This window comes from Paenibacillus sp. FSL F4-0122, from assembly GCF_038002845.1.
Lineage (GTDB): Bacteria > Bacillota > Bacilli > Paenibacillales > Paenibacillaceae > Paenibacillus_AQ > Paenibacillus_AQ odorifer.
Map to the genome: position 1 here is coordinate 359,976 of NZ_JBBODI010000001.1, position 21,314 is coordinate 381,289.

The following is a 21,314-nucleotide window of genomic DNA, read 5'->3' on the forward strand; positions in this document are numbered from 1 at the left end:
TCCTAGTTTAAGAGTAAACATTCCATTGACTATAATCTTATTGAACTATAAAATAAGTAACGAAACTATTTCGTAAATCATAAATTCAAGTCATAAAAAAATAGCCTTGAGTAGATTTTAAACATATATTACGGAACATTTTTCACTATAAGGGGGACTTAATTTGGCCTACAGCATCAAAGATATAGCGAAAATTGCTGGAGTTTCTGTTTCGACAGTATCCAAAATCATTAATAACTACAGTGATATTTCGGAAGATACCAAGACAAGGGTTCAACAAATTATAAAAGAAACTGGATATACCCCCTCCAATTCAGCTAAAACATTGGCTACGAAATCATCCAATCTAATCGGAGTGATTTTTGCCGGAATGCTGAATGTCGACTTTACCCACCCTTTTTTCATCGAGGTGCTAAATTCATTTAAAAAACAAATGGGACTACTAGGTTACGACCTTATCTTTTTTTCCAATGAAAAATTCCAAAGTGGCGATACTAACGATTATCTTGCCCGTTGTCAGCATTTTAATGTAGATGGGTGTGTGCTTCTATCCGGACAGGAGCTAGAAACCTCTATCAGCGAATTAGACAACAGTGCTATTCCATGTATCGGCGTAGATTTAAAACTAACGGGTGACAACTCTGGCTTTATCATGTCGGATAATTTCAAAATGTCCTCCAAAGTGGTAGAACACTTTTATTTACTGGGCTATCGTGAGCTTGGCTACATTGGCAGCTCCTCAGATTCAGACATCTCCAATATGCGCGAAAGTGGTTATCGCAAAGCTCTTGAAGATTTGGGGCTGCCTATTAACGAGAGTTGGTTCTTAAACGGAAGTAACTTCTTTGAGGCTAGTGGGTATGAGACGATGCGTAGAATGATTGAGAATGGAAATTTACCTAGAGCGATCTTCGCAGCGTCCGATCAGCTTGCTATAGGAGCGATGCGTGCCCTTAAAGAGGCTTCTATCGCTGTTCCTGAAACTGTTGCAATTATTGGCTGTGATGATATTGAGGCCTGCAATTATACAACACCCCTATTGACTACCATCCGCCAAAATAAAGATAAGATCGGTCGCCTAGCAGCACTAATGCTGTATGATCTAATAAACAACCAATCAGGTACGAGTTCTTTCAGCGTAGAACCAGAGCTTATCATTAGAGAGTCCTGCGGCGCTCCTGAACGGGGGCTAGTGTAGCCTTTCTCGGAGAATACACGAATAGCAAAAAGGGGCTGTCCCAAGCAGCCATTTTATGGCTTGGTGACAGCCTCTTTTATGTTCTTAACACTACTTAATGTCCAAATGGATTCTATGGGCGCACCTAGTGTTGCTCCGGATGATGCAATAAGTGAAGCACTTATAGAATAATTGGGGAATTTCTCCCTAAAAATCAGAGATTTCTGTTCATCGGACTTATAATTAGGGAAAACTTCCCTGAATTTTGGCCTATTCAGTAACTAATAAAGAAATCACCCTGATTATTAGGGAGGAATTCCCTGATTTCGTTCATTTAGAGCAAATATCGGCTATTTTTAGGGAGTTTTTCCCTAATTAGTTTAAATCCACTTTGTACATCACATAAACACAGAACGCATATCGCTCACCGTACATAGTCCAGCGTCACAGATACCACAAATCATATACTGCAAGCCGAACGGAAATCACACATAGCAGTCACCCGCCAACCACCCCAATAGCATGGAACACTACTCATAGCATGGAACACTACTCATAACATAGATCACTACTCATAGCATGGAACACTACTCATAGCTTAGAACACTACGCGTAGCATATAGTCATAGGGCACAGTAAAATCCATTACTTTTCCTGATTCACAAAAAAAGAAGCTGCCCCAAGTAGAATTCTCTACTTTTGAGACAGCTTCTTTTATTATAAAGATTATAATAGCAGGAATCTTATAGGTCGAAGTACAGGGCGTATTCATGTGGATGAACACGAATCGCAACCTCTTGTGCTTCAGAACGTTTCAGAGCAATATAGTTATCGATGAAGTCCTTAGTAAATACGTCGCCTTCTGTTAGGAACTCGTAATCAGCTTCCAAAGAATCAAGCGCTTCGCTCAGGCTGCCTGGAACGCTGCGGATTTTTTCTTTATCTGCATCAGACAATTCATAGATGTTCTTATCCAGAGGACCATAACCCAGTTCTTGCGGGTTAATCTTGTTCTTAATTCCGTCCAGACCTGCCATCAGCATTGCGGAGAATGCCAAGTAAGGGTTAGCTGTGGAATCCGGTGTGCGGAATTCGATACGACAGCCTTTTGGTGTCACAGCTGCTACTGGGATACGAACTGCTGCAGAACGATTTCCTTTGGAGTAAACCAAGTTAACCGGTGCTTCATAGCCAGGAACCAGACGTTTAAAGGAGTTGGTGCTTGGGTTAGTCAAAGCGATCAATGCTGGTGCATGGTACAAAATACCACCGATATAATGAAGAGCCATTTCGCTCAAGTTAGCATAAGCGCCTTTTTCGTAGAACAAAGGAGTGTCTCCGTCAAAGATGGATTGATGCACGTGCATTCCGCTACCGTTATCTCCGAACAGCGGTTTTGGCATGAAGGTCGCTACCTTGCCATACTGACGTGCAGTGTTTTGTACAATATATTTATAAGTCATGAGATTATCAGCAGTTTTCTTCAAGGTATCAAAACGGAAGTTAATTTCCGCTTGACCTGCAGTGGCTACTTCATGGTGATGACGTTCAATGCGTAGTCCAACTTCAGCAAGCAGACGGCACATCTCACTACGGATATCCTGTTGGGAGTCAACTGGTGCTACAGGAACATATCCACCTTTAACGCCAACTTTAAATGCCAAGTTGCCGCCCTCTTCTTTACGACCCGTATTCCAAGCCGCTTCTTCAGAATCTACGAAGAATGAGGATCTGTTCATGCCACTTTCGTAACGAACATCGTCAAAGATAAAGAATTCTGATTCAGGTGCGAAGAATGCAGATGTACCTACTCCGCTTTTTTGCAGGAATTCTTCTGCTTTCACAGCAATACCGCGAGGATCGCGCTCATAACGTTCGCCATCAGGAGTGAAAATGTCGCACATCACGTTCAGCGTTGGATGAGCTGTAAACGGATCTATGAACACACTATTCGGATCAGGCATCATAACCATGTCTGATTCTTCAATACCACGGAAACCTTTGATGGAAGAACCGTCGAATGCTACCCCATTTACAAAAGTTTCATCTTCCACTTCAGAAGCTGGCAGAGAGATGTGGTGGGCACGACCACCTAAATCTACGAATCGAAAATCTACCCACTCGATATTGTTCTCTTTAATTGTTTGCAACACTTTTTCAACCGACATGAATTTTTCCTCCCCCAAGTTCCGAACATTAGGCCGCTCACAGTATGCAAATGTTCTTGTTTTAATTTTTTTTGCTGTCGTAATTATAAATCTCATACCTAACATCGTCAATGCTTATGTCAGGTATTTCTTTCAGCAATGTAAGATATTCTAACGCTTTCGTGAAATCTGTTATTTTCGCATATTTTCATGTCACATTTATTTTATTCAACTCCAAAAAAACCCTCTTTTCCCACTAGGTCGCGGGTTAAGAGGGCTTCCGAGGAAGCTCTTAGATTGAATTTTATAGCGCCGAAACCGTTTCTGGCGAAGTAGAAAACTTACGTCCAACAATTGGAGCCAGCTTTTCCAGATCTTTAAGCAGGTTATCAAACTGATCAGGGAATAACGATTGAACACCATCACCTGTCATGGAATTGTCCGGATCTGTGTGCATTTCGATAATTAGCCCGTTTGCACCAGCAGCAACAGAAGCTTTGGCCATAGGCTCAACTAACTCACGACGACCGGTTCCGTGACTTGGGTCAGAGATTACTGGAAGATGGCTTAAGCTTTGTAGAACTGGAATAGCCGATAGATCCAGTGTGTTACGAGTGTAGGTCTCAAATGTGCGAATACCGCGCTCACAGAGCATTACATCCTTATTACCGCCTGCCAAAATGTACTCCGCTGCATTGAGCAACTCATCATAGGTCGCACTGAAGCCACGTTTTAGAAGAACAGGTCTGCCACAGGTACCCAGCTTGCGCAGCAAATCAAAGTTCTGCATATTCCGTGTACCCACCTGCAGAATATCCGCATGCTCCGCACAGATATCAACATACTCCGGTGTCATAACCTCTGTAATCGTCAACAGGCCATGACGCTTTCCTGCTTCAGCCATCATAGTCAAACCTTCCACACCTACGCCTTGGAAGCTGTACGGTCCTGTGCGGGGCTTAAACGCGCCTCCACGAAGTACCTGAGCACCAGACGCTTTAACAAGCCGGGCGATCTCATCAATCTGCTCTGGAGACTCAACGGCGCAAGGTCCGCCCATGATCACCAGGTTTTCTCCACCAATCTTCACACCCTTGATATCAATAATCGTATCCTCAGGATGGAAATCCCGGCTGGCCAGCTTGTAGGATTTGGAGATCTTCACGACGTTCTCTACACCCTTCATTTGCCGCAAATGCTCGGCGAGCTTAGGAGTGACGCCTCCCACTAAACCTATCACCGTGTGATCTGCTCCTCTGGAGAGATGCACCTGCAAACCTTCTTTTTCGATTACGGCAATTATATCTTTAACCTGCTCTTCCGGTGTTTGATTTGATGTAATGACGATCATATTTATAACTCCCTCTCTACACTTAAAATTTATAATAATTCCGCTAGATACTATCGCGCTACGACGCGTGTTCGCTTTTAAGCTTTTATGCTTTTAATCACTAAAGCAATTCTACCTCAAAAAGCGATTATAGTCAATCTATATTCTAGATTCCTATGCTGGAAGCGTTCTTTCGATAAAAAAGAGCACTTAACCTCGACTGACGAAGTTAAGCGCTCTTGTTGCAGCGTTCATAATATATAAGTTCGAGCCTAGCCCATTACATTAAGTAGTACTTGCACTCTTATTCTTAACCGGTGGCAGCAGCTTCGCCATATTCACAGTACGTTTAATCTCCCACGTCTCCGGATTAGCCGAATCATACTGATCTAAGTAGTTAATCACTTCTTTGGTGATAGGTGTAGGTGTGGATGCGCCAGAAGTGACCCCGACGATATTCACACCCTCTAACCATTCTGTTTGGAGTTCAGACACATCAGAAATACGATGGGCAGGAACCCCAGCGATTTCTTCCGACACCTGTGCCAGACGATTAGAGTTGTTGCTTCGCGGATCACCGACAACAATCACCAGATCACATTGCCCTGCTTGTTCCGCTACAGCCTCTTGACGTACCTGGGTAGCCATACATATCTCATTATGCACTTCAGCACCTGGGAAGGTCTCCAGAAGCTTTTTCATGATATGTTTAATATCCCACTGGCTCATAGTAGTCTGATTCGTAATGACGATACGTGAAGAAGGGATGGATAACGTAGCAATCTCATCTTCTTTTTCAATCAGATGCACATGCTCAGGGGCAATACCCACAGCACCCTCTGGTTCCGGATGGCCTTTTTTGCCGATATAAATGACCTCATAACCATCATCTACTTTTTCCTGAATAAGATCGTGGGTCTTCGTGACATCAGGACAGGTGGCGTCGACCGTAGTCAGACCCTTGTCCCTTGCCATCTTGCGCACCTCAGGAGAAACCCCGTGTGCAGTGAATATAACAGTCCCACTATCCACTTTATCCAGAATATCCAGACGATTATGTCCGTCCAAAGTAATAATGCCATCATCTTCGAACGAATTCGTGACATGACTGTTATGAACAATCATACCCAGTATATAAATCGGCCGGGGAAGATCGAGATTTTGCGCAGCCTGCCGTGCCATAACCATTGCATCGACAACTCCGTAACAATATCCCCGGGGAGAGATTTTAATGACTTCCATGAGTTCACCAGCTTTCTGCTTTCATTGACCTCTGTAATAGGACACTTCTAAATTATACCCTATTCCAGCGGCGGAGCAAAGAGAAGCGGCAACCAGATGACAAAAGTAGTACCCTCACCTTGGCGTGTAACAACCTCCACAGACCCACCATGCTCGTCAATAATCCACTTAGCAATGGATAGACCAAGCCCAATCCCTTCCGTAATTCCACGCGATTCATCCGCACGATAGAAACGATCGAAGATATATGGAACCTCATCTTTATCCATACCAATACCTGTATCAGTGATCCGAATACCAACCTGATTCTGATAGAAAAGGGTATCCAAACTCACGATGCCAGAAGGCGTGTACTTAAAGGCATTATCAATAAAAATAAAGAGCATTTGCTGTAGATAATCTTTATTCCCAACTATATATTTGCCGTTTAAGACTGACATATCACCTGTAACCCACTCGGCTTGACGCGGCAGGAAAGAGGCGCGGCGCGCAATCTCATTCATCATCGGTTCCAGTGCCACGGGCTCTATATCAAAAGTACGTCCAGTATCCGCACGCGCGAGCGAGAGCATATCCGCTACCAAGCGGCTCATACGCTTAGACTCGTCTGCGATATCCTGCACCGATTCAAGCGATAGCTGGCGAATCTCAGCTTCACTCATCTTCCCTTCTCCGGGTTCCATCTCCCAAACCTTTTGCAGCAGATCAATATTTCCGCGAATCGTAGTGAGCGGTGTCCGAAGCTCGTGTGAAGCATCTGAAACGAAACGGCGCTGAGCCGCATACGAATCCTCCAGCTCTGTGTAGAATCCTTCCATACGCCCAAGCATACTGTTAACGGTCTCAATAAGTCTTCCTATCTCGTCTGGCGGCCCATCGTATTCAATACGCGAGCTTAAATCATTCCCCGTCTGAATCCCATTCGCAGCTTCAATTACTTTGCCGATTGGACTCATGGATTTGCGCGCTAGGAACAAGCCGAAGGTAAATGCCGCGATCAGGGTAGCAAAAGAACCTACGAGCAGGATAGTTTTTAAACGCTCCAAGAGCTTATTCTGTTCACCTACATAGGTAGCCACTTGTAACACAGCAGCAGGATTATTTTTATAATTTTCCAATAGAATTGGCCGTTCATAAATCAGAAATTGATTGCCTTCAATTACAACATTACGAAATCCCTGTACAATTTTATCCCGCTCGGGATAATCAAATGCAAGATTACCATTTCTCATGTTTGTCGTTCGCTGCATAACCTTAGTATCATAAACATAGATCTGTGTATACGTATTAGAATTCTCAGGAGTTCTGACCCCATCCATCATTAGTTCACCGCTGTATAAATTGATACTGAAAAATGGAATGGTCTGCTCAGCTTGCACCTGGAGGCGATTCTTCAAGTCCCCATAAGTATTAAAATAAACAAAACCGTAAATTGCGGCTGATAAGGCCAGCAGCATAACGGCCAAAATCCCTGAATACCAAGCAGTCAGCCGCAATCTTATAGACATGTTAGTTGTCACCTCTTAGAATGTAACCGGCACCCCGGATCGTTTGAATGAGGCGTTTACCGCCATGCTCCTCCGTCTTTTGACGTAGCATAGCTATGTATACCTCAAGCACATTAGATTCACCGCTATAATCATAACCCCATATTTTATCCATGATCAGATCCCGTGAAAGCACACGTTTCGGATTTTGCATAAAAAGATGAAGCAGCTCAAACTCCTTCGCTGTTAGCTCCAGTCTTTTACCGGCACGGGTAACCTCACGTGAATCCACATCCAGCGTAATATCTTCATAAGAAACCGCTTGCTCTCCACCTTCACTTTGCTCACTCTTACGCCGAAGCAGCGCACGTACACGTGCAAGCAGTTCTTCCAAGGCAAAAGGTTTAACCAGATAATCGTCCGCACCCAGATCAAGCCCTTTTACACGGTGCTCAATTTCATCCTTCGCGGTAAGCATGAGAACAGGAACATTACTGCCCCCTTCCCGCAGGCGGCGACATACTTCAAAGCCATCCACCTGAGGCATCATTACATCCAAAATTACCACATCCGGATCACTGCTCAAGATTGCCCGTAATCCATCCGCTCCATTCACCGCTGTTTTCACATCGTAACCTTCAAAAGCTAAACCTCTACGCAGCATAGAAATAATCTTTTCGTCATCATCAATAATTAGAATATTCGGTCGCATCAAGCAGCCCCCATTGTTCAGTTCTTTTTATATATTGTAGCAGTTTACATCACAATTAGACAAAAACGGAAGGGTCGCCCCTTCCGTGTGACTTACCGTCCGGTATTATTGCTGCTGACTTTGTTGTGTAGTCGTTGTATCAAAATCATTTTTGTTACCGATGGTAACTGAAAGATCCATGGTTTTACCGTCGCGCACAACATTTAATGTTACTTTATCACCAACTTTTAACGTTTGAATGAAGGTAATCAGATCTTGGTTGGTTGAATACTTCGTTCCATTCGCACCGGTAATGATATCGTAAGGGCGCAGATCAGCGGTATACGCTGGGGATTTATAGATGATATCTGCAACCACAGAACCTTCTTTAATATCCGTACCCATTTGCTTAGCAACCTCATCTGTAATCGTCATAAGAGTTGCACCAATGAAAGGTACCGGCTCTTTCGGAATGGCTTGGTTGGCTTCCAGTTTATCTACGACTTCTTTAATCGTATTCACAGCGATTGCGAAACCAATACCTTGAGAATCCGTGCTGACGGCTACGTTCATCCCGATTACCTGTCCATTCATGTTGAGCAACGGCCCACCTGAGTTACCCGGGTTGATAGAAGCATCGGTTTGCAGCAGATTTTTGTAATTACGAGTTCCACTGCCATCTTCTTCGTTAATATCAATACTGCGTCCTTTTGCACTAAGAACACCGGAAGTTACAGTATGGTCGAAGCCTTGTGGGTTACCGATAGCAACCACTTCTGAACCTACCTTTATGCTATCCGAATCTCCAAGTGCTACGGTAGGGAAATCACTATCTCCTTCAATTTTAAGCACAGCCAAATCCAGATCTTTGCTAGAACCTAGCAGCTTCGCTTCATAAGGCTTGGTTACGCCATCGACGGTTACTTGGATTACATCAGCATTGTCAATTACGTGCTGGTTGGTCAAAATATAGCCGGATTTCTCATAAATGAAGCCTGTTCCAATTCCATAAGGGATAAGCTGTGATGAAGAATCCGATCCTGATTTGGAATCCTGTTCATTTTGTGAAGAACCATTTCCACTGTATTGATCCCCGAAGAAAAATTGTGAGAAGGGATCACTCAGATTCGGGCTGGATGAGCTTCCATTACGCGAATTAGTTTTCACTAATGTCTCAATCTTAACGACTGCTGGTCCCACTGCATCAACAACACCTGTCACATCACGAGATCCAGTCACCAAGGATGTAGTAGAAGTAGAAGGCGCAACACCTGCACTCTCGCCCGTTGTCTTCGCCGTTCCATTCGTTCCGGAGCTAGTAGCAACCGTTGTAGCTGTATCTCCCGTAAACCAGTTACCTCTGTCTGCCATATACATTGAGCCCGAGAGAACGACCATACCGGCTAGGAATGATACCAGCACTGTTTTTAACGAGCTTTTTGGTTTTTTATTATATTGCCAGCCGCCGCCACCTTCAGAACCGCCACCGCCATTTCCTCCGCGGCCACCACCATTGCCATCATAGCCAGTGGTACGAAGTGATGTGTTATATGGTAAGGGCTTTACAGGCTGTGGAGGTGTAACCTCGACCCGTTCTGGCTCCATCCGATTGTAGTGCTGCGCGCCTCCGTCAGCGTTATTCTCATCTTTGTTCAAAGATTTAAAAGGTCCGTAAGAATAGTAGTAGGATGATGATCCTGTTTCAGATGAAGTATTATTATTGCTGCTATTGTTATTATTGTCCCATTCCCGATCTGGTGCTGGTCCATTGTCGCGATTGAAGTTGTTTTTGTTATCGTCCATGTTTATCTTTCCTCCTGCTTCCTGTCGCCGTGACAAGGATTAATTTGTTTTCATATTCTTATTTTGTACTTTAAACCTTAAGGTCACATTAAAAACAATTTAAGCGCAGATAAAAGATATAGGCAAATGGGAGGAGATTATACAGGGAAGCAGAAAAAAGAAGCTCGGGCGCGAAAAAGGTCGCGGCCCGAGCTTCTAAAACCATTTCAAATAGTAATGCACCTTAGTCTACAAGTCCTACCCCTGAGCCCAGCCCTTTCGATGAGCGTAAATAGCCAACTGGGTACGGTCATCAAGCTCGCATTTCATCAACAGATTGCTGACATGCGTCTTCACTGTCTTGATGCTGATATGCAGCTCCTCACCGATATCCTTATTGGTCTTGCCCTCAGCTATAAGCAGCAGGACTTCCTTCTCACGCTCTGTTAAACCGGAGGAATCACCTTGCACGGTGCGCTGGCGTATACCACGGGTCAGCGCCTGTGACACATCACCCGTCATGACGGGCATGCCGCGGTAAGCCCCTTGCAGTGCGTAGATTAACTCTTCTGCCGACACTGTTTTGAGCACGTAGCTGACAGCACCAGCCTCTATAGCATCTACAACAAGATCATCCTCCAGAAAGCTGGTGAGGATCACGATTTTGAGGCCAGGAAATTCAGCCAGCACTGCTCTTGTGGTCTCGGCACCATTCATCACAGGCATCATCAAATCCATCAGCACGAGGTCAGGCAGACCTTCATGTCCACCAGCACGCAGCATCTCCAGCGCCTCTTGTCCATTCGCCGCCTCACCGATGACCTCGAATGTAGGCTCCAGCATTAGATAAGTTTTGAGGCCCATCCGTACCATATCATGATCATCTACGAGCAACACTTTTATGACACTCATGCTCTACTCCTCCTCGTCCTGTGTATCTGTTCCTAACGATCTATTCTGCTCTAATTCTGGGTTCCCTTGAACAAACTTAGGAATATGTACACGGATCGTCGTTCCCGCACCCTTGCGGCTAATAATCTCCACTTGCCCACCCAGTTTCTCCGCGCGTTCGCGCATGGTGGTGAGACCGTAGGAGCCTTGTTTTTGCTGCACATGTTCAAAACCTTGACCGTCATCACTAATACTCAGCACAACTTGTCTTGATCCTTCACGCAGTGATAGGCTGACCAGTCTAGCTTCAGCATGCTTCACAATATTCGCCATCGCCTCTTGAATAATTAGGAACAGCTGATGTTCGATCGCTTCCGATAACTCGCCCTGAAGTTCGAGCTCCTTCATTCCTTTTAAGCCATTCTGGCGACAATAATCGGGAAACCATTTTTCCAGCGCCTCGAACAGATTTCGACCTTCCAGCTCCACTGGACGCAGTTGTGCAATTAATGCTCTCATTTGTTTTTGTGCCATCTGAGACATTGTAATCAACTGGTCCATGACCATTTGACCTTGAGCTTCATTGACCTTCAGAACTTTAGGCAGCGAAGAAGCGGACATATGGATGGCAAAAAGCTGTTGGCTCACCGTATCATGCAGATCCCGGGCCATACGCCTTCTTTCCTCCAACACCGCACTCTCCGCTGCCTGTTCCTTCTCAATAACCTCTTGTTCACCCAATCGCTGTAGAAGCTGCATCTTATTCTCAACCGTATCCATCATGACATTAAACTCGTGATACACTCGGGCAAAAGACTGATCGTCACTTTCTGGCATCCGTACGGACAGATTTCCTTTGGCTACCTGCAGCATATTCAGATCCAGATGATCAATCCGGCGCTGAATCCGCTGGCCTGCCATGTAGCCGATAACTACAGTGAACAACACAATCCCGAGACATAAGTACAGCCACATCCGATAATCCTTCACTTCGATATAACCAAGGCAAGTGCCTGCATACATCAATCCAGCGCTTACCGCTCCAGTGAGCAAAAAGTAAAACAACAGCAACCATTTGGTATTACTGAAGATTGTCCCCATCTAACCCACCGTTTTAACTTTAATGTCACCTATAAATGCACTTACATTTATACGGACTTTTTTGCCTGCTTCTTTATAATAAGGAGTCTTGCACTGTACACTGCTCATAAACCCACTGCGAGACTGATCCAGAACTTCCATATCCCCGATAAAAGAACTGCTGTTCACCGAGATGCCAAGATCCATATCATTCGGAATGTACACTTTAATGTCGCCTATAAAAGCGGAAATATTAATCCTCGTTTCGCCATAAGCAATTTGTGCATTCGTCAGATCCAGTACGGTATCGCCGATAAACTGCGAGATATTCGTGTTCTTCAGTTGGAAATGCTCGCGCCCCATGTGGACATCTCCGATAAAAGCAGAGCGATTGGTCGATTCCTTTTGATTATTTGATTCATGGAATTCCTCATGCCATTCACCATGTCTACGAGCATGACGCTCATGACGTTCCTGACGTCTGCGCTCGTGTCGTTCCTGCTTCTCTTGCCAACGTGCTTCAGCGCCGGACTTATAAGATCCTGTTTCGTCCTCATCGTCTTCTTCATCTTTTTGAAGATAGTCCTTCCAGTCGCGTTGACCAGAAGCCTTGCCGAATTTTTGCTCAAATTGTTCATCAAGTGTGGAATCCAGCGGTTTGGGCGGCTCCACATCTAGTGAGCTTTTTCCTGAAGGAAAGTGATCTGGTGGTGACGGTGGAGCTGGTGGCACAGGTGGTACTGAACCGCGTGGTTTAAAAATCACATAAAGTCCGCCGCCAATCAACATGACTGGAATGAACATTTTGAAAAAATCCCCGGCCGAAATATCAAACCAATCTAAATTCCGTCCAAGGAAAAACACTCCGATCGCCAGAAAGAAAAAGCCGCCGATAGGTGAAGAACCTTTTGATTGCTCCTCCCCTGTACCTAAAAGCCGTTTCATTCCCATTAGGATCAAGATAACCGGCCAATAATTCGAAATCAGGTAACCTAAGCTGAAATCAGTGTAACCCAATTGTCTCAGTAGAAACATAGCTCCAATCCCTATCAGGATCAGGCCGCCTAAAACCTGGCTGGTGAACCTTCTTTTCATGACTCATTTCCCCTTTAAAGTAGTGGAACGCTCTCTTCTTCAATCTTATAGCCTTAGTCTACAGGAATGAAGTGCTGAGAAACAGCGGCGAGAGAAGGAACTTCCCCTCAGTCTCTAGACTGAGATGAATGGGATAAAATTCTATTTACTTCATTATATATGAAAAAAGACTGTCCCTCAGTAATTAACTGATTTGGACAGTCTCTTTTTTTCAGCAGTCTTCTGCTTCAGTTAGCGCATTATTGTTGCGGTTTCTGAGCTGGTTTAGAAGTATTTCCACTTTGCTTAGTAGCGCCGTCATTCTCAACAGCAAACTCAGCATTGTATTTTTCATTTGGTGTTTTGTAATTTTCTTGTACTTTAGATTTCTTGTTATTGGCCACGGAATTCACCTCCTTTTCTCTTATGCAGCATAGAATATGCTTACTAAGAGAACATCTCGGAAGAGGCAATTGCTTTGCCCCAGTCCGTATTATGGCAAGGTGATGTCACTATTATGCATGACCAAGTGAAAATAAGTTCAATCCCATTAAATGGATTCTTCGAGTAGGGATTGCGGCACTGCTTTGTAAGTCTCAATCGCTTGGCTCAGCTTCTTCAGCATGACTTCCGTGCAAGTCCCGTTACCACGCTTAATGAGTTGAACTACAACCGATTTTTTGCCCCATTCCTTATACACCTGTTTCGTAGTAGCAAAATACAGATCAATCTTCCGCCCTTTAATAGCCGAGCCCGTATCAGCAACTATGGCGTATCCATAGCCCGGTATATAAAGAATACTACCCAGCGGCAAAACCTTAGGGTCAGCAGCAATGGTTGAGACTGTATTCTTATCTCTGCGCACTTTTACACCTGAATAAGTGATTCCATATTCGGGATGCTTAGATGTCTTACCTGTAGATTCATAACCCGCAGTATAGCCAGTCGCCATTACTTTCATTGAAGTAATAATCTGGTCTTCCGCGGGAGCGGCTACAGGAATAGAATTTGGTAACTGTTTTGAAGATCCGCTGCCACCATTTGTTTTAGTGGTTGGAGCTTTGGTGCTCTGCGGTGCCTTTGTCGCTGCTGGTTTATTTTTTGTTGTTGCAGGTAATACAGGTGCGACGGAATGCGCCTCGTTTGACATTAGTGTGGCGCGGCCAGTCGCAAGAACGACCTTATCATCTGTGGTTCTCATAAACACAGAATTAGCCTTGGTATATTGCAACTCGTTCGATAGCGTTTTGTTAATACCCGTGTGCTGTAAAGTGTCTCCTGTCCCAATGGCCCCTACTGCCTGTTGCTTAGATTCTGGAATGATTCCAGCAGCGGTCAATAGCAAAACGATGGTGACAAAAAGACACCAAAACCTCTGAAATATGCCCATTTTGTTCATGTGATAAACCTCCCCCTTATTAGCGAAGGTTTCCCGATTCACAAAATTTTATACATGAAGATCAGAAGTTGATCCTCATGGGCATATAACAGAGGTCTTATTTAGACGTAATTTTGGTGTTGTTAATTACAAGAAATTAGGAAATCACACGATCAGCAATTTCCTGAGACAAGAGCTCAATCACTTCTTGAAGCGGCTTAGCTCCAATGTCGCCTTCCCCGCGTTTACGGATGGAGACCGTCTGAGCGTTCATCTCATTCTCGCCAACTACGAACATGTATGGCAGTTTCTCAAGCTGAGCTTCGCGGATCTTATAACCCAGCTTCTCATTGCGAAGATCTGCCTCAGCAGAGATACCACGGCGACGCAGCTTGTCTGTAACTTCCTTGGCATAATCGTCGAACGCTGTCGATACAGGAATTACTTTAACCTGCTGTGGAGATAACCAAAGCGGCAGCGAGCCCGCAAAGTTCTCTAACAGGAAGGCAACGAAACGTTCCATAGTACCCAAGATTCCGCGGTGCAGAACGACTGGACGGTGTTTTTGACCATCATCACCGATATATTCCAGTTCAAAACGTTCAGGCAGCAAGAAGTCGATTTGTACAGTAGACAGAGTCTCTTCTTTACCTAATACAGTTTTAATTTGCACATCAAGTTTAGGACCATAGAATGCAGCTTCGCCTTCTGCTTCGTAGAACGGCAGTCCTGCTTCCTCTACTACCTCACGCAACATCCGCTGTGCAGTTTCCCACATTTCGTCATTCGCATAATATTTCTCTGTATCCTTAGGATCACGATAGGACAACCGGAAACGGTAGTCATTAATACCAAAGTCACTGTATACCTGTTTAATCAATTCGATTACACGAATGAACTCGCCTTTAATTTGATCCAGACGGCAGAAAATATGGGAGTCATTAAGAGTCATCGAACGTACACGGTGTAAGCCAGTCAATGCGCCTGACATTTCATAACGGTGCTGGATACCAAGCTCAGCAATACGGATCGGCAGATCACGGTAGCTGTGCATCGAGCTCTTATAAATCATCATGTGATGCGGGCAGTTCATTGGACGAAGAACAAATTCTTCATTGTCGATAGTCATCTTAGGGAACATATCCTCTTGATAGTGCTCCCAGTGTCCTGAAGTTTTGTACAGTTCAACATTACCCAGAACTGGTGTGTATACATGCTGATAGCCAAGACTTGCTTCCAGATCTACGATATAACGCTCCAGAATACTGCGCAATTTGGCACCCTTAGGCAACCAGATTGGCAAGCCTTGTCCTACCAATTGATTAAATGTAAAGATTTCAAGCTCTTTACCAAGCTTCCGGTGGTCGCGTTTCTTCGCTTCTTCAAGCAGGCGAAGATGCTCATCAAGCTGAGCTTTTTTAATCCAAGCTGTGCCGTATACGCGTTGAAGCATCTTATTCTTGCTGTCGCCTCGCCAGTAAGCACCAGCTACATTCATCAATTTAAAGACTTTGATCTTGGCAGTCGACGGCACATGCGGTCCGCGGCATAGATCGAAGAATTCACCTTGTTCATAGATAGAAATCACGCTATCTTCAGGCAATGCCTCGATCAATTCCAGCTTGTAAGGATCACCTAGCTCACCGAAAATTTCAAGTGCTTCCTTGCGGCTAACTTCTTTGCGCACGATCGGCAGGTTCTCCGAAATTATGCGGTCCATTTCCTTTTCGATTTTGAGCAAATCTTCAGGATTTAGAGGATGTTCCAGATCCATATCGTAGTAGAAGCCATCTTCAATGACCGGACCTACACCAAGCTTAACTTCTTTTGTTCCGAACAAACGTCTGACCGCTTGAGCCATCAAGTGAGCTGTACTGTGACGCATAACCTCCAGACCTTCAGGTGAATCCAAAGTTACGATCTCTACCAGTGCGCCCTCTTCAAGGGGAGTAGATAAATCTACAACGATACCGTTCATTTTCCCCGCTGCTGCATTTTTGCGCAGGCCACTGCTAATAGAAGCTGCTACATCATCAATACTGCTACCCTCTGCGTATTCACGGACAGAACCGTCCGGAAGCTTAATACTTACTGACATTGCTAATTCCTCCTTCATATAATTAAGCCTAACGGCCCTTTAACCTTTGCGGAACAATAATATCCACGCACACAAAAAAACGCCCGTCCCGCAAAGGGACGAGCGATTACACCCGTGGTTCCACCCAAATTCGATTCTCTCTAGCCTCCCTTGAAACCTCAAGCGGAGTGAAGATAGAATCCTTCGTAAGCATGGAGTAACGACCATGAACCGGCAGTTCTTACTATCCCATTGCAGGGAGTTCAAAAAGGCAGCTACAAAGGGGTAAATCGAAAGCAGGATGCCGGAGGAAATTTCAGCCTAAGTTTCCTCTCTCTGAACGGTCCAGAACAATCAACTCATATCTTCGTCAATGCTGTTAACGTGAATTATGGAGTAATTATAAATCTGTCCTCTCTGACAGTCAAGTCAGAAAAGGGTCCAAAATGATAGAAACTCAGGCAGAAGACACACATAAGGACTGTTCTGGCAGCCAATACATGGATACCGAAACAATCCTTTTGTGGTTATTCCTCTCGCCGTTTTTTTTCAGGTAAGCGGCCTGCACGTTTCAAAGACTCACGCAACAAGTATTCGATATGTCCGTTTACGCTGCGAAATTCCTCTCCCGCCCATCGTTCCAGCGCCTCATGCAGATCCGGATCGATCCGCAGTGGAAAGCTTTTCTTGGCCGCCATGATGCACCGCCTTAGTACAACGAGCCGGCGTTAATGACCGGACTCGCTCCGCGCTCCGACACGATCGCAACCATCAGATTATTGATCATCGCCGCTTTGCGTTCCTCATCAAGCTCAACTACGCCGCTTTCTTTAAGCTGTTTAATCGCCATATCGACCATGCCTACGGCGCCTTCAACAATGATTTGACGAGCGGACAGAATTGCAGATGCTTGCTGACGTTGCAACATTGTACTGGCAATTTCTGTGGAATAAGCCAAGTGTGTAAGCCGCGCTTCAATGACCTCGACACCAGATATCGACAAACGTTCTTGCAGCTCGGTTGCCAATTCTTTAGCAATCTCATCTGCATTAGCCCGCAGGGACATGCCCGATTCATTGAAGTTATCATACGGGTATTTACTGGCTACATGACGCAGCGCTGTTTCACTTTGGATTTCCACAAACGCCATATATTTATCTACATCAAAAAGCGCTTTTGCAGAGTTAATTACCTTAAATACGATAACTGCAGCAATTTCAATCGGATTCCCTTCCACATCATTAACCTTCAGCTTGACACTGTTAAAGTTACGTACGCGGAGGGAAACCGTCTTGCGCAAACTGAACGGAATGACTGCAAACAAGCCACTTGTCACGATAGTCCCTACATATTGCCCGAAAAAGGTAACTACGACCGACTTATTGGGCTGCACAACCGTAACACTTGTACATAATACCCCAGCTACAACGAACAGAATGACTGGCACTGCGACATACTCCTGAACAGCACCATAAATTCCTCCAGCTAAACAAACTGCAATCAATGCGAGAACCCAAAATCCACTGACAGGACGAAGCGTTTTCTCTTTCATAAAAGCACCCCCACTAGATATTCTTTTGATATGATTATGATATCACTTTTGGATAATAATGTGAATAGGTAAAAAGAAATTAAAAATGCTTTTCTGTTCATATTTCATATACTGCAGCTCTATCGGACACTGATGCTCTTATACGTATCATTTTCTGATTTCCCCATCCTATCGGACCCCACAGTCGCTATTGCACTAAAAACCAGCCTATATGAGGCTTTTTTCAAGGAATAGCGTCGCTGGGGTCCGAATCCCGACTCAAAAGGCGCTGAGTCTGCGAATAAGATCCACTGGGTCCGTACGCATAGCGGATGATATAACAAGCGAAGATTCAGTTGTGTTCTGCAATGAGGCTTGCAAATGATCGTAATCCTAATCTTACAAAAAAACGCTTGATGCTCATTAATCCACTGAAGGATTAACAAGCATCAAGCGTTGATTAATTAATATATATTAGTTCTGCATTACAAAATCATTATCAATCTTCGCATTAGGATCATCGAACACCCGCAGAATATCATAACGTGTATTCCGCTGCGCTGGAACTTTGCCTGCTTCGCGAATCAGCTGAGTAATCGACTCGATGTTTACCTTGTAAGTCGCACCCGCCGAAGATACTACGTTCTCTTCAATCATTGTGCTGCCGAAATCGTTGCAGCCATATTGCAGGGAGAGCTTGCCGACCTCTGGCCCCATAGTGACCCAAGAAGATTGGAAGTTCTTAATATTATCCAGCACAAGGCGGCTGATCGCCACCGTCTTCAGATACTCCTCAGGCGTTTGTCTGTCCAGCTTCAGGTTGGTATTGTCCGGCTGGAATGTCCATGAGATAAAGGCCAAGAAACCTTCAGAATCATATTTGTTGGCAATACACTCATCCTGAGCCTCACGCACACGTAGTAAGTGCAAAGCACGTTCCTCCATACTTTCCCCAAGCCCAATCACCATTGTCGCTGTGGTATTCATACCCACTTTATGTGCCGTCTGCATTACATCCATCCACTCGCGCCACGAGCCTTTTAGTCGGCTGATTTTGCGGCGTGTACGGTCATCAAGAATTTCTGCGCCTCCACCTGGCAATGAATCCAGACCCGCAGCATGAATTTCACGAACCACTTGTTCCAGTGGTAATCCTGATACTTCTTTCATCTTCATAATCTCCGCAGGAGAGAAGGAGTGCATTGTAATCTCAGGGAACCGTTGCTTAATTCCGCGCAGTATATCTGTATAGTAGCTAAATGGAAGGTTAGGATTAGTTCCACCTTGCATAAGAATTTCTGTACCATTAACAGCAATTGTTTCAGCAATTTTTTGATAAATCGCCTCATCTGGCAGCACATAGCCTTCATCCGAGCCTGGTCTGCGGTAAAAAGCGCAAAAACGGCAGTACACATCACATACATTCGTATAGTTAATATTACGGCCAATTACAAAAGTGGCTAACGGGTCCGGGTGCCAGCGTTCCATAATAGTGTTTGCAGCAGCACCCATTTTCTCAATTTCGTTGCTCTCGAATAGTCGGATGGTATCTTCCAATTGGAGACGGTCGCCCCGCAGGGCTTTATCCAAAATAAGATCTATCGCACTCATCGTTCGCATCCTCCTTTTAAACCCTTAGGGATATGGTAGATTCACAAAATCACAAGAAAAAATAACGTTGTCGTCCTTTAGAGATAACAACCGTTTCTCGTAGTAACATAAGGATAAAGTATAGTATGTAACTTATACCTTATATTTTAATAAATGAACAGTTCATTTCCTCATCGTATCACAATCTGAACAGCTTGAAAAACTTTTTACTTTCTCAGCAAGATACCATCCAGCAGAAAGAGTCCTTACATTGCTGCCTGCACCCGTTGAATCAAAATTCCCTGAGGCTGTCGGACACAGATGACGTTATTTGCAAGTTTTTAGCCTTTAGAGCATAGTTATGGACTCCAGTGATGCTATTCCATGAAAAGAGCCTCATGAAAGCTGTTTTTTAGCGCTATAGCTGCTGTGGAGGCCGTTAACATTCCAAATGTGTAATAATGCTGTATCTAAGGTCAGCTGTGTCCAATAGCAAAAAGTCCAAAAAGAAGAGCTATCCCAGCAGCCAATTCCCGGCTTATGAGACAGCTCTATTTCATCCTCAGTCTAACACCAGCTCTAAATCAACGGTGAGTTAGATCCTCGATATTTTCCAGCAATTCGGTGCCGATCTGGGTTGCCGTTACTTTTACTTCGTTTCGATTTCCGCCCGCGCAGCCTCCAAAGCATGACCCAGATCAGCAATTAGATCCTCCGCATGTTCAATGCCCACCGAGAAGCGCAGCAACCGATCATCTACACCCACCGCATTCCGAATTTCCACAGGAATGTCCGCATGCGTCTGTACTGCAGGATAGGTCATTAACGATTCAACCCCGCCGAGGCTCTCCGCGAAGGCTATAAGCCGAATATGACGAAGCAGAGGTTCTACGTATCTGGCATCTTTTAATTTGAAAGAAAAAATTCCGGTATTGCCCGAGGACTGGCGATTCTGAATTTCATATCCCGGATGATCCGGCAGGCCTGGATGGAACACTTCCGCAATCGCCGGGTGCTCTTGTAGATAGCGGGCAATTGCTAGTGCATTACTCTCGTGCCGTTCCATACGCAGAGCCAGTGTCTTCATGCCTCTCATCAGCTGATAACTGTCTGTTGGCCCAAGCACAGCGCCAATAGAGTTATGTAGAATCGCTATTTCAGCGGATAATTCAGCCCCTTTAGATACAATAAGACCAGCAAGTACATCATTGTGTCCGCCCAAATATTTGGTAGCACTATGGACTACAATATCCGCACCTAATTCCAGAGGACGCTGGAAAAATGGAGTCAGCAGTGTATTGTCTACAATTGTGAGCAGCCCATGATGACGAGCCCAAGTAGCAACGGCTGCAATATCCGTAACCATCATCAAAGGATTCGTTGGCGTTTCAATAAATATCGCCTTTGTATTTGGAAGACGGGAAGCCCCAAGCGCATCCAAATCATTCGTATCTACATAGGAAGCAGTGATTCCAAACTTGGACATAATTCGTTCCAACAAACGATAGGTCCCGCCGTAAAGATCCAGCGAAACGATCAAGTGATCGCCTTGCCCAAACAGGGTAAATATGGTTTGAATAGCCGCCATCCCAGAGCTACAGGCAAAACCTGCATCACCAGACTCCAATTCCGCAGCCGCATTCTCCAGTACGGAACGGGTCGGACTTTTGGTACGGCTATAATCGAAACCTGTGCTCTGCCCAAGCTTCGGGTGACGGAATGCCGTAGCATTATAGATAGGAAAATTAATGGCTCCGGTAGCCGGATCTTCTTGTGAACCTATTTGTGCCAGTCTGCTTTCAATCCTAAGTTTGTCGTCCATGATAAATGCCTCCTA

17 protein-coding genes are annotated in these 21,314 nt (G+C 44.8%); 1 reads left to right on the plus strand and 16 read right to left on the minus strand.

What is annotated here, in order from left to right; genetic code table 11:
• The first annotated feature begins 163 nt into the window (after positions 1–163).
• Positions 164–1,198 (plus strand): LacI family DNA-binding transcriptional regulator, encoded by a 1,035-nt coding sequence (locus MHH49_RS01505; protein WP_036684452.1) that lies wholly within the window; start codon positions 164–166, stop codon positions 1,196–1,198.
• Between the two features lie 722 nt (positions 1,199–1,920).
• Here the strand turns inward: MHH49_RS01505 and glnA are convergent.
• The 16 genes from glnA to MHH49_RS01585 form a co-directional block, all read right to left on the minus strand.
• A complete protein-coding gene (gene glnA, locus MHH49_RS01510) occupies positions 1,921–3,345 on the minus strand; it encodes a type I glutamate--ammonia ligase (protein ID WP_036684454.1) in 1,425 nt (474 codons plus the stop codon).
• A gap of 283 nt (positions 3,346–3,628) precedes the next feature.
• Positions 3,629–4,675, minus strand: a complete 1,047-nt coding sequence (aroF, locus tag MHH49_RS01515) for a 3-deoxy-7-phosphoheptulonate synthase (protein WP_036684456.1) — start codon at positions 4,673–4,675, stop codon at positions 3,629–3,631.
• A gap of 264 nt (positions 4,676–4,939) precedes the next feature.
• Positions 4,940–5,896, minus strand: a complete 957-nt coding sequence (locus tag MHH49_RS01520) for a 4-hydroxy-3-methylbut-2-enyl diphosphate reductase (RefSeq protein ID WP_036684457.1) — start codon at positions 5,894–5,896, stop codon at positions 4,940–4,942.
• Between the two features lie 59 nt (positions 5,897–5,955).
• Positions 5,956–7,404, minus strand: a complete 1,449-nt coding sequence (locus MHH49_RS01525) for a sensor histidine kinase (protein ID WP_036684459.1) — start codon at positions 7,402–7,404, stop codon at positions 5,956–5,958.
• 1 nt (position 7,405) lies between these two features.
• Complete coding sequence (locus MHH49_RS01530) at positions 7,406–8,095, minus strand: response regulator transcription factor (RefSeq protein WP_036684461.1); 690 nt, start codon at positions 8,093–8,095, stop codon at positions 7,406–7,408.
• A 105-nt stretch (positions 8,096–8,200) separates the two neighbouring features.
• Complete coding sequence (locus MHH49_RS01535) at positions 8,201–9,877, minus strand: S1C family serine protease (protein ID WP_339811343.1); 1,677 nt, start codon at positions 9,875–9,877, stop codon at positions 8,201–8,203.
• Positions 9,878–10,114: 237 nt separating this feature from the next.
• Positions 10,115–10,768 (minus strand): response regulator, encoded by a 654-nt coding sequence (locus MHH49_RS01540; RefSeq protein ID WP_036684464.1) that lies wholly within the window; start codon positions 10,766–10,768, stop codon positions 10,115–10,117.
• Positions 10,769–10,771: 3 nt separating this feature from the next.
• The gene (locus MHH49_RS01545; RefSeq protein WP_036684466.1) at positions 10,772–11,848 is read right to left on the minus strand and encodes a HAMP domain-containing sensor histidine kinase; all 1,077 of its coding nucleotides are present in this window, start codon (positions 11,846–11,848) and stop codon (positions 10,772–10,774) included.
• A complete protein-coding gene (gene liaF / locus MHH49_RS01550; RefSeq protein ID WP_036684468.1) occupies positions 11,849–12,922 on the minus strand; it encodes a cell wall-active antibiotics response protein LiaF in 1,074 nt (357 codons plus the stop codon).
• A 239-nt stretch (positions 12,923–13,161) separates the two neighbouring features.
• On the minus strand, positions 13,162–13,305 hold the full coding sequence (locus tag MHH49_RS01555) for a hypothetical protein (RefSeq protein ID WP_156113077.1): 144 nt from the start codon (positions 13,303–13,305) through the stop codon (positions 13,162–13,164).
• A 146-nt stretch (positions 13,306–13,451) separates the two neighbouring features.
• The gene (locus MHH49_RS01560; RefSeq protein ID WP_170914212.1) at positions 13,452–14,051 is read right to left on the minus strand and encodes a 3D domain-containing protein; all 600 of its coding nucleotides are present in this window, start codon (positions 14,049–14,051) and stop codon (positions 13,452–13,454) included.
• A 385-nt stretch (positions 14,052–14,436) separates the two neighbouring features.
• The gene (gene thrS, locus MHH49_RS01565) at positions 14,437–16,377 is read right to left on the minus strand and encodes a threonine--tRNA ligase (protein WP_036684469.1); all 1,941 of its coding nucleotides are present in this window, start codon (positions 16,375–16,377) and stop codon (positions 14,437–14,439) included.
• Positions 16,378–16,883: 506 nt separating this feature from the next.
• Positions 16,884–17,054 (minus strand): toxin-antitoxin system HicB family antitoxin, encoded by a 171-nt coding sequence (locus MHH49_RS01570; RefSeq protein ID WP_036684471.1) that lies wholly within the window; start codon positions 17,052–17,054, stop codon positions 16,884–16,886.
• Positions 17,055–17,065: 11 nt separating this feature from the next.
• Entirely contained in the window at positions 17,066–17,908 is an 843-nt protein-coding gene (locus tag MHH49_RS01575; RefSeq protein WP_036684473.1) for an SPFH domain-containing protein, read from the minus strand.
• Positions 17,909–18,361: 453 nt separating this feature from the next.
• Positions 18,362–19,498 (minus strand): cyclic dehypoxanthinyl futalosine synthase, encoded by a 1,137-nt coding sequence (mqnC, locus tag MHH49_RS01580; RefSeq protein ID WP_036684474.1) that lies wholly within the window; start codon positions 19,496–19,498, stop codon positions 18,362–18,364.
• Between the two features lie 628 nt (positions 19,499–20,126).
• Positions 20,127–21,299: a PLP-dependent transferase gene (locus MHH49_RS01585; protein WP_076101579.1), complete on the minus strand. Its 1,173-nt coding sequence runs from the start codon at positions 21,297–21,299 to the stop codon at positions 20,127–20,129.
• Between the last annotated feature and the right edge of the window lie 15 nt (positions 21,300–21,314).